Source organism: Arthrobacter sp. B3I9, assembly GCF_030816935.1.
Classification (GTDB): domain Bacteria; phylum Actinomycetota; class Actinomycetes; order Actinomycetales; family Micrococcaceae; genus Arthrobacter.
The window spans coordinates 500,878-513,744 of sequence record NZ_JAUSYO010000001.1 but is presented as its reverse complement, the minus strand read 5'-3'; the positions used below and the strand labels follow the sequence as shown (position 1 = coordinate 513,744).

Below are 12,867 nucleotides of genomic sequence, written 5' to 3'. Positions count from 1 at the left end.
CGGACCCGGCTAAGCTAGCGGCATGGCCATCAAATCCACTGCAGATAAAGTCGCCACGATCCAGAAGGGCTACTCCCTCGAGGGCCCGACGATCGAGCTGGGCGCGGCGATAATCGACGGCGAGCTCCGCAAGGACGCCCCTGTCCGGTTGCCGCTGTCAATGATGAACCGGCACGGCCTGGTGGCCGGAGCGACGGGCACAGGCAAGACAGTCACCCTGCATATGATGGCGGAACAACTCTCCACCGCCGGGGTGCCGGTGTTCCTCGCCGACATCAAGGGCGACCTTTCCGGACTGGCCACGGCCGCCGCCGGATCCGAAAAACTTCTGGCCCGCACCGAGAGCATCGGCCAGACATGGTCCGGCAAGACGTTTCCGGTGGAGTTCCTTGCCCTCGGCGGTGACGGCAACGGGATCCCCGTCCGGGCCACCGTCACGTCCTTTGGGCCCATCCTGCTTTCCCGCATCATGGAGCTCAACGACACGCAGGAATCCAGTCTCCAGCTGGTCTTCCACTTCGCGGACAAGAACAACCTCGAACTGATTGATCTGAAGGACCTGCGTGCCGTCATCCAGTTCCTCACCTCCGACGAGGGCAAGGACGAGCTCAAGGACCTCGGTGGACTCTCCAAAGCCACCGCAGGAGTCATCCTTCGTGAGCTCATCACGCTTGAGGCGCAGGGCATGGAAAAGTTCTTCGGCGAACCCGAGTTCGACACTGCTGAGCTGCTGCGCACGGCCCCGGACGGCCGCGGCGTCGTCAGCTGCCTTGAGCTGCCCACACTGCAGACGAAGCCGATGCTCTTCTCCACGTTCCTGATGTGGCTCCTTGCGGATCTCTTCGAGGAATTGCCCGAGGCCGGTGATCTGGACAAGCCCAAGCTCGTGTTCTTCCTGGACGAGGCCCACCTTTTGTTCAATGACGCCTCCAAGGCCTTCCTGGAGGCCATCACCACCACGGTGCGGCTGATCCGTTCCAAGGGGGTGGGCATCTTCTTCGTTACGCAGACGCCAAAAGACGTGCCTGCCGAAGTGCTGGGGCAGCTGGCCAACCGCGTTCAGCATGCCCTGCGGGCCTACACGCCCGAGGATGCCAAGGCCCTTAAAGCGACGGTCTCAACCTTCCCGATGAGTGACTATGACCTTGAAGAGACGCTTACCTCCGCGGGTATCGGCGAGGCCGTCGTTACGGTCATGAACGAGAAGGGCGCCCCGACCCCCGTGGCATTGACCCGCCTCCGCGCGCCGGAATCCGTGATGGGCCCAAGCAGCGATGCCCTGGTAGCAAGCACGGTCGCCGGCTCGGCACTGCTCCCCATCTACGGCACCGCCGTGGACAACGTCTCGGCCTACGAGAAAATCACCGGCAAGGCTGGAGCGGCAGGCCGTGCCGGAGGCGATGGAGGAGCGCCACAGGCGGCCCAAGCGCCTTCCGGCACCGACTCCTCCGGAGCCGCGGCGGACGCCGACATCGACGCCGAGGCCCGGCGAATCGAGGAAGAGATTCTGGGCAGGCCCAGCAGCCGCCCCGCCCCGGCCCCCGAGCGGGCCAGGGCGCCCGAACGCGACGCCGCAGCCGAAGCTCCGCAGGGCGCGCCGGGAGGCGGGATCGCCGGGGACCTGGCGGGCGCGCTAGGTGGAGCGCTCGGCGGCGGGCTCAAGAGCATGGCCCGCTCGTTCGGGACGCAGCTGGGCCGCGAACTGCTCCGCGGGGTTTTCGGCACCGCACCCAAGCGCCGGCGCCGGAGCCGGTAGCCGCCGCTCCCCGTCGATCCGGCGTCACCCCCGCCGGCGGAGCGCCAGTGCATGCCCGGGGCGTAGCGGGCGCACGCCCCGGGGTGGAGCTGTCCGGCAGGCAACGAGAGCATTCCAGTGGCGTGCAGGTAACGTAATGTACGTGCAAATGAGTCAGGCGTTAGTCAGGATCGCAGCCGGATGGCTGATGGGTCTGATGCTCGCCGTGGCCGGAGCCATCGTGGCGGTCCACGTGGTCAACGACACCATCGCGAGCCCGCAACAGCCTGTCAGGGAGTATCTCTCCGCCCTCCAGAAGGGCGAAGGCGGGAAAGCGCTCGGCCTTCTCCATGCGTCGGTTCCCCAGAGTAACGCCGCCATGCTCGACGGGTCCGCCCTGCAAACCGCCGCTGCACGCATCAGCAATGTTAAGTACGGTGAAGCGCAGGACCGCGGCGGAAACCAGGTCATGGTGCCGATCGATTACACCATTGACGGGGCGCCGCTGCGCACGGAATTCCTGCTCGAGAGGTCAGGAACGGAGTGGCTGTTCTTCCACCAGTGGTCCTTCGTGCCCTCGTCCCTCCCGGTGCTGGACGTCACCGTTGTGAACTCGAACGAGGCCACCCTCAACGGTGTCCCCGTCAACATGCCCGGCGGCCGAAACTCTTTCGCGGTTCTCTATCCCGGCGAGTATGAGGCCGCGCTCAACGGCCAGTATTTCTCCGCCCCGCCCACCCATGCCATCCTGTCCGGCCGGGACGTGCCGGCCGCTCCGCTGAACCTGCTGACCCAGGCCACCGACGCACTAAAGGACGCCGTCAGCGCGAAGGTCAAGGAGTTCCTGGATGGCTGCGCCGACGAGGCGGACAAGCGGCAGCAGCTGCAGCCCGACTGCCCGTTCTATCACGCAACGAACAACCGCGTCGTCGACGGAACCATCGACTGGAGCATCACAGAGTACCCGGCGGTCAGCATTGAACCCTTCGGCGGACGCTGGGTGGTTGCGCCGCTGGACGGCAAGGCCAGGATCACCGCCCGCCAGGTGGACCTGTTCACCGGAAGCCCAGGCGAGATCAGCGTAGTCCACGACTTCAGCTTCACCACCCGCCTCGATATCGATGCGGACACCGTGAAGCTGACGCCGCTCCTGAGCTACTAGAGGCCCTCACCTGGCAGCTTTCGAAGCTCCCGCGGCCGCCGGGCGGCAACCCTCCCGGCTTTGAAGAGTGCCTCTTGGGCCGGCGGGCGTCACGCGGTGCATGCTCTGGGCTCCAGTTGAGCCACCACGGCCCGGCAATCCGGGGATTTCCCCTCCGGCGGTCGGCGAACCCATGCATCGTGTGACATCTAGCCGCGCGCTTTGAGGCGCGCGAGGACCGACAGGACCTCGGCCACCATGGCCTGCGGCTCGTGCACCACGTCGGCATAGAAATAGCGAAGCACTGTGTAGCCCTGGATGACGGAGCGGTTGGTGCGGCGCTGGTCCTTCTTCACCTGTGCCCACTCGCCGTGCTGCCGCCCGTCCAGCTCTACGATAAGGCAGCCCTCCAGCAGGAGGTCCACATATCCGACGCCGTCGACGTAGACCTGGGCCTCTACCCATATGCCGGCCTGCCGGAAGTAGGTGCGGGCGAGGGTCTCCAGCATGGAGTCCGCACTCCGGTCCACCCACTCGAGGACAAGACGGGCACGGCCGTTGCGGGTACCGGGAAGCCGGCACCGCAAGTAGTCGAGGGTCATGTCGCCCCGGCTGACCGCACATTCCACCATCACCAGCGATTCCCGGAACGGAAGGCATCTCAGAGCGTGAAGGAGAACGTCGGCCAGGGCGGCCACAGGCCGGTGCGGATGCGGTGGCACGAGCAGCCCAAGATGCGCTACTTGCCCGTCGGCCGCCTCGCCCCGCCGTGGTGCACATGCACCGCGGCCGCGGGTCCGACGGTCCAGAGACGGTGGAAGGGTGCCGCGCTGAGGCAGGTCAGCAGCTGCCTGCGGCGGAGCAGCGCCACATGGCCGGGGTCCGCCGTCGGAAGCGCATAAAGTCCGCGGTCCGGTTGCAGGACCCCGGCCCTGACCGCCCGGCGCAGGGCGGCGTCGTCGATTCCCAAGCGGGCGAGCGCCGGCCGCCGGGCCGCTCCCCCGCAAATCGTCAGAGCCGAAACGACATCCATGGGCTCATGATTCGCCCCACCACGCCGGCCTGGCGCCGGCGGGCGGGCCTATGTGGACAATTCCGTGTCACGCCTGGCAGATTTTGGAGCTCCCACGGCCGCCGGGCGGCGGAATGCTGCGGCATCGGCCGCTGGCAAAAGCCGAAAGGCTGCTGCCCGTGACGCGTCGGTCACGGTCAGCAGCCAGGGGCGATCAACCGGAAGCGCTTAGTCCATCCCGCGGAGGTCCAGCACGAGCTCAGTGTCACCGTCCGCCTGCAGCAGCACCGGGATGCCCCAGTCCTGCTGGTACAGGTGGCAGGCGGCGTGGTCCGGGATCTCGCCGTCGGCGTCCTCCGGACCGTCACAGGCCGCGGCCCGCGCGGTGATATGCAGGACGCCCTCCGGGACGTCGGAGGCAAGTTCCAGCGTGCGGAGCAGGCCCACGGAGGTCCCGCCGCCGGACAGCAGCAGCTCCGGCGGGGTGGAGGAGATCTTCAGCTGCGTGGGGTCGCCCCAGCGGTCGTCCAGCTTCTGGCCCGTGGGCGCGGCGAACCGGACGGTCAGCTGCAGCAGCCCGGGTGCGACAGGGCTCTTGGGCCGGTGCGTCTGGGCGGCGCCCTCGTCCACCTGTTGGGCCTCCTTCGGGATCGGCACGTACACCAGCTGGTGCTTGTTGGCCTCGACCACCACCAGCAGCGGCTCGGCCCCGGCGACGTGCGTGTGGTCCACAATGACGTCGGAGGGCTCGGAGAGCCCGCGTGCCAGCGTGGACACTGTCCGTGAGGCGGGATCGTAGCGGCGGACCGCACCGTTGTAGGTGTCGGCGATCGCCACTGACCCGTCCGGCAGCACGGTGACGCCGAGGGGGTGCTGCAGCCGCGCCTCGGACGCCTCTCCGTCGCGGAAACCGAAGTCGAACAGGCCCTTGCCCACGGCCGTTTCGACCGCGATGCTCCCGTCATCACCGATGACGAGTTTGCGCAGGGCTGAGGTTTCGGAATCGGCCACCCAGATGTGGCCTTCGGCGTCCTCGGCGAGGCCGGAGGACTGCGCGAACCAGGCTTCCGCCGCAGGGCCGTCCAGAAGGCCTTCCAGCCCGTTGCCGGCGATGATGGACACCGCTCCGGACAGCGGGTCGAAGCTGAATATCTGGTGCACTCCGGCCATCGCGACGACGACGGCGTTCAGCTTGACGGACCATACGACGTCCCAAGGCGAGCTGAGGGACACGCCCAGGGGGTCCGCCTCGAGCCGGGCGCCATAGGCGGCGCCTTCCTCGTCCACGCGTGCCGGCCCGGTTTCGAGCAACCGCTGGACGCCGTTGCCTGCCAGGGTGCTGACGGTGCCGTCGGCGAGAGAGATCCCGCGAAGCCGATGGTTGACGGTGTCGGCAACCACGACGTCGTAGCCCGCTTTGAGGGCGACGTCTTCGGGAAGCAGGACCAGGCCCTGCGGCTCGTTGAAGCGGGAGTCATCAGCACCGCCGTCGGCGTATCCCTTTTCACCCGAACCGTAGGTGCCCAGCACCGTTTGGAAATCGGTGGAGAGCTGCACCAGGCGGTGGTGGCCGGTGTCCGTGACGAGCCAGGACCCGGCACCGGATTCCGAACCCGGCGCGGAACCTTCGGGTGCGGCTCCGCGGCCGGCCGGGAGGTACAGGGCCTTGCCGGGGAAGCGCAGCGTGCCCGACGTCGGTTCAGGCGCCACATAGGGCCCGTTTCCGCGGTGCAGCGTGCCCTTGGCTTCGTGCTCGGCGATGAGTTCGGGAATAAGCACGGAAAGGCCGTCCGCGTGGCCCTCACCGGAGAGGTGCGCCACGATGTAGCCCTCGGGGTCGATGACCACCAAGGTCGGCCAGGCGCGTGCCGTGTAAGCCTTCCAGGTATCCAGTTCGGGGTCATCGAGGACCGGGTGGTGGATCTCGTAGCGTTCCACGGCCGCGGCCAACGCTACAGGATCTGCCTCGTGCTCGAACTTGGGCGAGTGCACGCCGACCGTGACGAGGACATCGGAGTACTGCTGCTCGAGCGGGCGGAGTTCGTCCAGGACGTGCAGGCAGTTGATGCAGCAGAACGTCCAGAAGTCCAGCAGCACGATCTTGCCGCGGAGGGATTCCAGGTCGAGGGACTTTCCGCCGGTGTTCAGCCAGTTACGGCCCACCAGTTCGGAGGCTCGGACCCGCAGGTGGGTGCGTACTGTTTCGCTCATCAGCGTCCTTCCAGCTTTGAGTTGCGTTCAGCCAGCTTGGCATCGCGTTCGGCCAACTTGGCAAACATGTCGTTATAAGCAGTGAGATCGGCGTCGTTATTCCTGTCGGCGGCCCGGTCGGTCCGCTTGGACTCCCGGGCGTCGGAGCGGGACCACATGACAGCGACGCCGATCGCCACCAGCAGCGTGGGCACTTCACCGATGCCCCAGGCCACTCCACCGCCTATCTGCTGGTCCAGCAGGGCGGAGGGACCCCAGGGGCGGCCGAGATTGCCGAAGTAGTCCGCGGCGAGCAGACCTGTCCCACCCATGATTGAGACACCGAAAAAGGCATGGAAGCCCATCGTGGCCAGCAGGAGCAGCAGTCGCATGGGATAGGGCGCGCGGCGCGGCAGCGGGTCCGTGCCGATCATGGTCAACACGAAGATGTAACCGGTCAAGGAAAAATGAAGGATCATCAGCTCGTGGCCGATATGGTTCCGCATGGCGTAACCGAACGCGTCCGAGTAGTAGAACAGGACGATCGAGCCGGCGAAGTTCGCGGCGGCAAACAATGGGTGGGTCACCAGCTGGGAGAACTTGGAATGCACGAAGACCAGCAGCCACTCACGCGGCCCCCGCGAGCCGTCGCGGCGCGCCGGCAGGGCCCGGAGCGCCAGCGTCACCGGCGCGCCCAGGACCAGGAAGATAGGAGCCACCATGGTCAGGGCCATGTGGTCCACCATGTGCGCCGAGAACAGGATCCGGCCGTAGACCGACGGCGGACCGGAGGTGATGTACGTCAGGACCACCAGCCCGACCACCCAGTTCACGGACCGGAAGACGGACCAGGTGTCGCCGCGCCGCGTCACCTTCCAGACTCCCAGGAAGTAGGACACCAGGCCGAAGGCCGCGACGGCGACCCAGAGCCAGTCAGGCCGCCACTCGGTCAGCCAGCGCGAAGGTGTGAGCTCGGGCGGAAGATCGTACCCGGAGAGAATGAAGGCGGGCGAGACATCAGGGGCGATGGTCGTGGGTGCCGGTGGCGCGGAGCGGCCGAGCGCCACGGCGATGCCGGACGTTGCCCCCATGACGATCAGCTCCACCACGACGAGCTGCCAGAGCACCCGCCGTGCGGACATGCCGCCACCCAGGCTGCCCAGCTGGGGGATGACCCAGCTGCGGTGCATCAGGCCGACGCCGCCGAGCACCAGGGTCGCCGCGGCCTTCGCCACAATTAGCTGCCCGTAGGGAGAACCGAAGAGGTCCGACCAGCTGGTCACGCGGATGGTGGCGTTGACCACGCCCGAGGCGAACACCAGGACGAAGGCGAAACCGGCCAGGGTTGAAAAGCGGCGCAGTGTCGGCTCGGTGATGTCCGTCCGGCTTGCCTTGCCGGAAGCGCCGGCTCCCGCATTCAGCACGCCGGAAAGGAGCACCAGCATGATGATCCCGCCCACCCACGCCGAGACACCGACGACGTGCAGCCCGAGTGAATTGATGGCGCCTTCATGGTCACTTGAGCTGGAGGAGTGGCCGATCAATGCTGCGGGAACCAGGCCTACGAAGGCTAGCACCAGGGTTGCCGCCAGGCCGCCGAGGGAACGGACGCCAAAAAGCGCCGTGGTAACTACTGCCGCAATGATGACGACGGCGAGCCATGCCCGGCCGGTTTCGATGTCCGTCATGAAGTAGACCAGGGAGCGGGTGAACTCCGAGTCAGCGGAAAGCCCTTGGCCCGCCACGTCTGAGTAGCTCAGCACCAGCACTGCGATCGCGGCCAGCGTCCAGACAGCGCCTGCCCCCGCCGCGACGGTCAGGGAGCGGGTAAAGGCTGGATGTTCGGATCCGTCCGAGTCCTTGGACCGCGAGGCTCCGACGGATCGAGGCAGGATGCCAACGGCGAAAATGAGGCCGCCGATCACAGTGGCCAATGAGACGTTGGAAATAGCCTTGCTGACCGGCAGGCCCCAGCGGACCAGGGCACCGGGGTCCGAGACCTGACGGGCGGCAGCAGCCCCGGAGAAGAGCAGGGCGAGTGCAAGGCCGGCAAAGAGCGCCACAACTCCGACAAACAGCCACCCACGGGAGACGCCCCCGCGAGCAGCCGCAGCGCCCCGCGCTCCCCCCGAGGGGTTCGGCGGAACGGTGGTGGCACGGGGATTTGCTGCGGAAGGCACACATCCATTGTCCGCTACGTCCGGCCGGTCGCCGAATCGGAGGCGGCCGGTACTGGGGGCCTCCAGAGCTAGCACTATTGCGGGGGCCCGGCGCCTTCGGTCCTCCATGACACGAAAAGAGCGGCAACCCCGGGGGCTGCCGCTCTTTTGAGTCGCTTAGCGAAGACTACTTCTTCGAGGAGACTGCAGCCTTGAGCTTGGAGCCAGCGGACAGCTTGACGCTGTGGCCAGCGGCGATCTGGATGGTCTCGCCGGTCTGCGGGTTGCGGCCGGTGCGAGCTGCACGGTCGGTGCGCTCAACGGACAGCCAGCCCGGGATGGTGATCTTTTCGCCCGCGGCGACAGAGGTCTCGAAAACCTCGAACAGTGCATCGAGCACGGAGTTGACGGCAGCCTGGCTGGTGCCGGCCTTGCCCGCTACCTCTGCAACAAGTTCACTACGGTTCTTAGCCATTTATGTCCTCCTGGACGCTCATGATTTCGGGAGCCTGCACACGGCGTGCGCACAAGCCACTGTTCGAAAACTTACCAGCTTGCCGGGGCGGAGGTGGCAAATTCCGCGTGTTTTCAGCGTTTTTCGGGGAAAATCACCTGAATCAGAGGGTTTCGCGGGGTATTTCCGCCGGCAGCGGACAGTCGCCCGGAACCCCGTACCCCAGTACGCATCCAACCAGCGGTTACCCCTGCCACGGCGCGTTGGCGACGACGGGCGCCCTGCGGGCCTCTTCGTGGGCCGCTGCCGGCTGGCGTCAGGGGAGTCCGTCGGTGTCGGCGGGTGCCCGGTGGCCCCCCGGCAAGGCGGGTGCCGGTAGCTGCGGGACGCAGCTGCCGGACGGCGCCGGCAGCGCGCAGGTGCACCCAGGGACGCCGGGCAGACGGGACGACGCGGCGGGGCGTTAAATGCGGGAGAGCCTCCGACCTGGTGGTTGGAGGCTCTCGACCGTGTTAATTTATGTCCGGCGGTGACCTACTCTCCCACACCCTCCCGGGTGCAGTACCATCGGCGCTGTGGGTCTTAGCTTCCGGGTTCGGGATGGGACCGGGCGTTTCCCCCACGCTATGACCGCCGTAACCCTGTTACCCGCCCCCCAGGCCTGGGCCGAGGGTGGGAAGTCTGTGTGGTTACAACTTGTGCTCCTGCCGGTGAGGGCAGGGGTGGTGTTGTTATTCAGTTGTTCGGTTCTCAAGCAACGGGTTTGTTGGTTGGGAACCACATAGTGGACGCAAGCAGTCTTGTTTCTTTTTACCACCCCGTGGTGCAAACGTCTTTTGAAGTGCCGTTTGCGGGGGTGGTGTGTGGTGTAAGTTATCGGCCTATTAGTACCGGTCAGCTTCACGAGTCGTTAGTCCTCGCTTCCACATCCGGCCTATCAACCCAGTGGTCTGGCTGGGGGCCTCTCACACACAAGGTGTATGGAAATCTCATCTCGAAGCGAGCTTCCCGCTTAGATGCTTTCAGCGGTTATCCCATCCGAACGTAGCTAATCAGCGGTGCACTTGGCAGTACAACTGACACACCAGAGGTTCGTCCGTCCCGGTCCTCTCGTACTAAGGACAGCCCTTCTCAAATTTCCTGCGCGCGCAGCGGATAGGGACCGAACTGTCTCACGACGTTCTAAACCCAGCTCGCGTACCGCTTTAATGGGCGAACAGCCCAACCCTTGGGACCTACTCCAGCCCCAGGATGCGACGAGCCGACATCGAGGTGCCAAACCATGCCGTCGATATGGACTCTTGGGCAAGATCAGCCTGTTATCCCCGAGGTACCTTTTATCCGTTGAGCGACGGCCATTCCACAATGTACCGCCGGATCACTAGTCCCGACTTTCGTCCCTGCTCGAGATGTCTCTCTCACAGTCAAGCTCCCTTGTGCACTTACACTCGACACCTGATTGCCAACCAGGCTGAGGGAACCTTTGGGCGCCTCCGTTACTTTTTAGGAGGCAACCGCCCCAGTTAAACTACCCATCAGGCACTGTCCCTGACCCGGATTACGGGCCGAAGTTAGATGTCCAAAGTGACCAGAGTGGTATTTCAACGATGACTCCACCCCCACTGGCGTGAGGGCTTCAACGTCTCCCACCTATCCTACACAAGCCACTCCGAACACCAATACCAAACTATAGTAAAGGTCTCGGGGTCTTTCCGTCCTGCTGCGCGTAACGAGCATCTTTACTCGTACTGCAATTTCGCCGAGTTTATGGTTGAGACAGCGGGGAAGTCGTTACTCCATTCGTGCAGGTCGGAACTTACCCGACAAGGAATTTCGCTACCTTAGGATGGTTATAGTTACCACCGCCGTTTACTGGGGCTTAAATTCTCAGCTTCGCCTTGCGGCTAACCGGTCCTCTTAACCTTCCAGCACCGGGCAGGAGTCAGTCCGTATACATCGTCTTGCGACTTCGCACGGACCTGTGTTTTTAGTAAACAGTCGCTTCCCCCTGGTCTCTGCGGCCCCTGCACGCTCCCCGCAGCAAGTGCGGATCACGATGGGGGCCCCCCTTCTCCCGAAGTTACGGGGGCATTTTGCCGAGTTCCTTAACCATAATTCTCTCGATCGCCTTAGTATTCTCTACCTGATCACCTGTGTCGGTTTGGGGTACGGGCGGCTAAAACCTCGCGTCGATGCTTTTCTCGGCAGCATAGGATCACCGAATCCCCCCATACGGGGGTCCCATCGGGTCTCAGGCATCATGAACGGCGGATTTGCCTACCGTTCGCCCTACATCCTTAGACCGGGACAACCATCGCCCGGCTCGGCTACCTTCCTGCGTCACACCTGTTAATACGCTTGCCTCCCAGGATCAGGTCCCGCGCTCCACCAAAACCCTCACACCACAAGGGTGATCGGGCAGGTCTCGGGCGGTTAGTATCCCCTGTTCAGCATGGGCGGTTTTTCGCCGGTACGGGAATATCAACCCGTTGTCCATCGACTACGCCTGTCGGCCTCGCCTTAGGTCCCGACTTACCCAGGGCAGATTAGCTTGACCCTGGAACCCTTGATCATTCGGCGGACGGGTTTCTCACCCGTCTTTCGCTACTCATGCCTGCATTCTCACTCGTGTAGGCTCCACCGCTGGTTTCCACCGCGACTTCACCGCCCACACGACGCTCCCCTACCACTCCAGACGCCTGAACCACGAGGGCTTGGCTAATATCTGAAATCCACAACTTCGGCGGTGTACTTGAGCCCCGCTACATTGTCGGCGCGGAATCACTTGACCAGTGAGCTATTACGCACTCTTTTAAGGATGGCTGCTTCTAAGCCAACCTCCTGGTTGTCTTCGCAACTCCACATCCTTTCCCACTTAGCACACGCTTAGGGGCCTTAGTTGGTGGTCTGGGCTGTTTCCCTCTCGACTATGAAGCTTATCCCCCACAGTCTCACTGCTGCGCTCTCACTTACCGGCATTCGGAGTTTGGCTGACGTCAGTAACCTTGTAGGGCCCATTAGCCATCCAGTAGCTCTACCTCCGGTAAGAAACACGCAACGCTGCACCTAAATGCATTTCGGGGAGAACCAGCTATCACGAAGTTTGATTGGCCTTTCACCCCTACCCACAGCTCATCCCCTCCATTTTCAACTGAAGTGGGTTCGGTCCTCCACGACGTCTTACCGTCGCTTCAACCTGGCCATGGGTAGATCACTTCGCTTCGGGTCTAGATCACGCCACTGCAACGCCCTGTTCAGACTCGCTTTCGCTACGGCTTCCCCACACGGGTTAACCTCGCGACGTAACACTAACTCGCAGGCTCATTCTTCAAAAGGCACGCCGTCACACCCATACAGCAAGCTGCAGATGCTCCGACGGATTGTAAGCACACGGTTTCAGGTACTGTTTCACTCCCCTCCCGGGGTACTTTTCACCTTTCCCTCACGGTACTGGTCCGCTATCGGTCATTAGGGAGTATTTAGGCTTATCAGGTGGTCCTGACAGATTCACACGGGATTTCTCGGGCCCCGTGCTACTTGGGATACTCATCCGGGCGGTACACAACATTTCGGTTACGGGGCTCACACCCTCTCTGGCCGGCCTTTCAAGACCGTTCACCTATGCCTGCACATCACACCCCACCACCCCGGCAGAGATGGTATGGAAAGTCCCACAACCCCGACCATGCAACGCCCGCCGGCTATCACACATGGAACGGTTTAGCCTGATCCGCGTTCGCTCGCCACTACTGACGGAATCACTATTGTTTTCTCTTCCTGCGGGTACTGAGATGTTTCACTTCCCCGCGTTCCCTCCACGCACCCTATGTGTTCAGATGCGGGTCACCAGATCACACGAAGCGTCTGGCGGGGTTTCCCCATTCGGACACCCTGGGATCACAGTCCGGTTATCGACTCCCCCAGGCTTATCGCAGATTCCTACGTCCTTCTTCGGCTCCTAATGCCAAGGCATCCACCGTGTGCTCTTAAAAACTTGACCACAAAAGATCAAGGAGTAATTCACGAGAGAACCATGGAACCAGACCGCAACCAGCCACCACCCAAAAGCAGCAGCCACATCACGGAACAGATCCAGGTTCATATTCTTGGAAATTGCTTCTTATAAAAGATGCTCGCGTCCACTATGTAGTTCTCAAACAACAACCCCGTACCACA

Annotated in this window: 7 protein-coding genes and 2 rRNA genes; 2 read left to right on the top strand and 7 right to left on the bottom strand. The window is 63.7% G+C overall.

The features are described from left to right. Positions 1-22 precede the first annotated feature (22 nt). Positions 23-1,756, top strand: coding sequence for a helicase HerA-like domain-containing protein (locus QFZ65_RS02520; protein ID WP_306908006.1), 1,734 nt, complete (start codon positions 23-25; stop codon positions 1,754-1,756). A 148-nt stretch (positions 1,757-1,904) separates the two neighbouring features. Further along, positions 1,905-2,897, top strand: a complete 993-nt coding sequence (locus tag QFZ65_RS02515; RefSeq protein ID WP_306908005.1) for a hypothetical protein — start codon at positions 1,905-1,907, stop codon at positions 2,895-2,897. 188 nt (positions 2,898-3,085) lie between these two features. Here the strand turns inward: QFZ65_RS02515 and QFZ65_RS02510 are convergent, their stop codons facing one another. From QFZ65_RS02510 to QFZ65_RS02480, 7 genes are all read right to left on the bottom strand, one after another. Beyond that, positions 3,086-3,478 carry an endonuclease domain-containing protein gene (locus QFZ65_RS02510; protein ID WP_306908004.1) on the bottom strand — a complete coding sequence of 131 codons (393 nt, stop codon included), beginning with the start codon at positions 3,476-3,478 and terminating at the stop codon, positions 3,086-3,088. A 137-nt stretch (positions 3,479-3,615) separates the two neighbouring features. Further along, complete coding sequence (locus QFZ65_RS02505; protein WP_306908003.1) at positions 3,616-3,909, bottom strand: type IV toxin-antitoxin system AbiEi family antitoxin domain-containing protein; 294 nt, start codon at positions 3,907-3,909, stop codon at positions 3,616-3,618. 207 nt (positions 3,910-4,116) lie between these two features. Then, the gene (locus QFZ65_RS02500; RefSeq protein WP_306908002.1) at positions 4,117-6,099 is read right to left on the bottom strand and encodes an NHL domain-containing thioredoxin family protein; all 1,983 of its coding nucleotides are present in this window, start codon (positions 6,097-6,099) and stop codon (positions 4,117-4,119) included. Next, positions 6,099-8,258: a cytochrome c oxidase assembly protein gene (locus tag QFZ65_RS02495; RefSeq protein ID WP_373427556.1), complete on the bottom strand. Its 2,160-nt coding sequence runs from the start codon at positions 8,256-8,258 to the stop codon at positions 6,099-6,101. Before QFZ65_RS02495 ends, QFZ65_RS02500 begins: the two co-directional genes overlap by 1 nt. A gap of 166 nt (positions 8,259-8,424) precedes the next feature. Next, on the bottom strand, positions 8,425-8,712 hold the full coding sequence (locus QFZ65_RS02490; RefSeq protein WP_306908001.1) for an HU family DNA-binding protein: 288 nt from the start codon (positions 8,710-8,712) through the stop codon (positions 8,425-8,427). Positions 8,713-9,212: 500 nt separating this feature from the next. Next, positions 9,213-9,329, bottom strand: a 5S ribosomal RNA gene (gene rrf, locus QFZ65_RS02485). Positions 9,330-9,554: 225 nt separating this feature from the next. Beyond that, positions 9,555-12,691, bottom strand: a 23S ribosomal RNA gene (locus tag QFZ65_RS02480). Positions 12,692-12,867 lie beyond the last annotated feature (176 nt).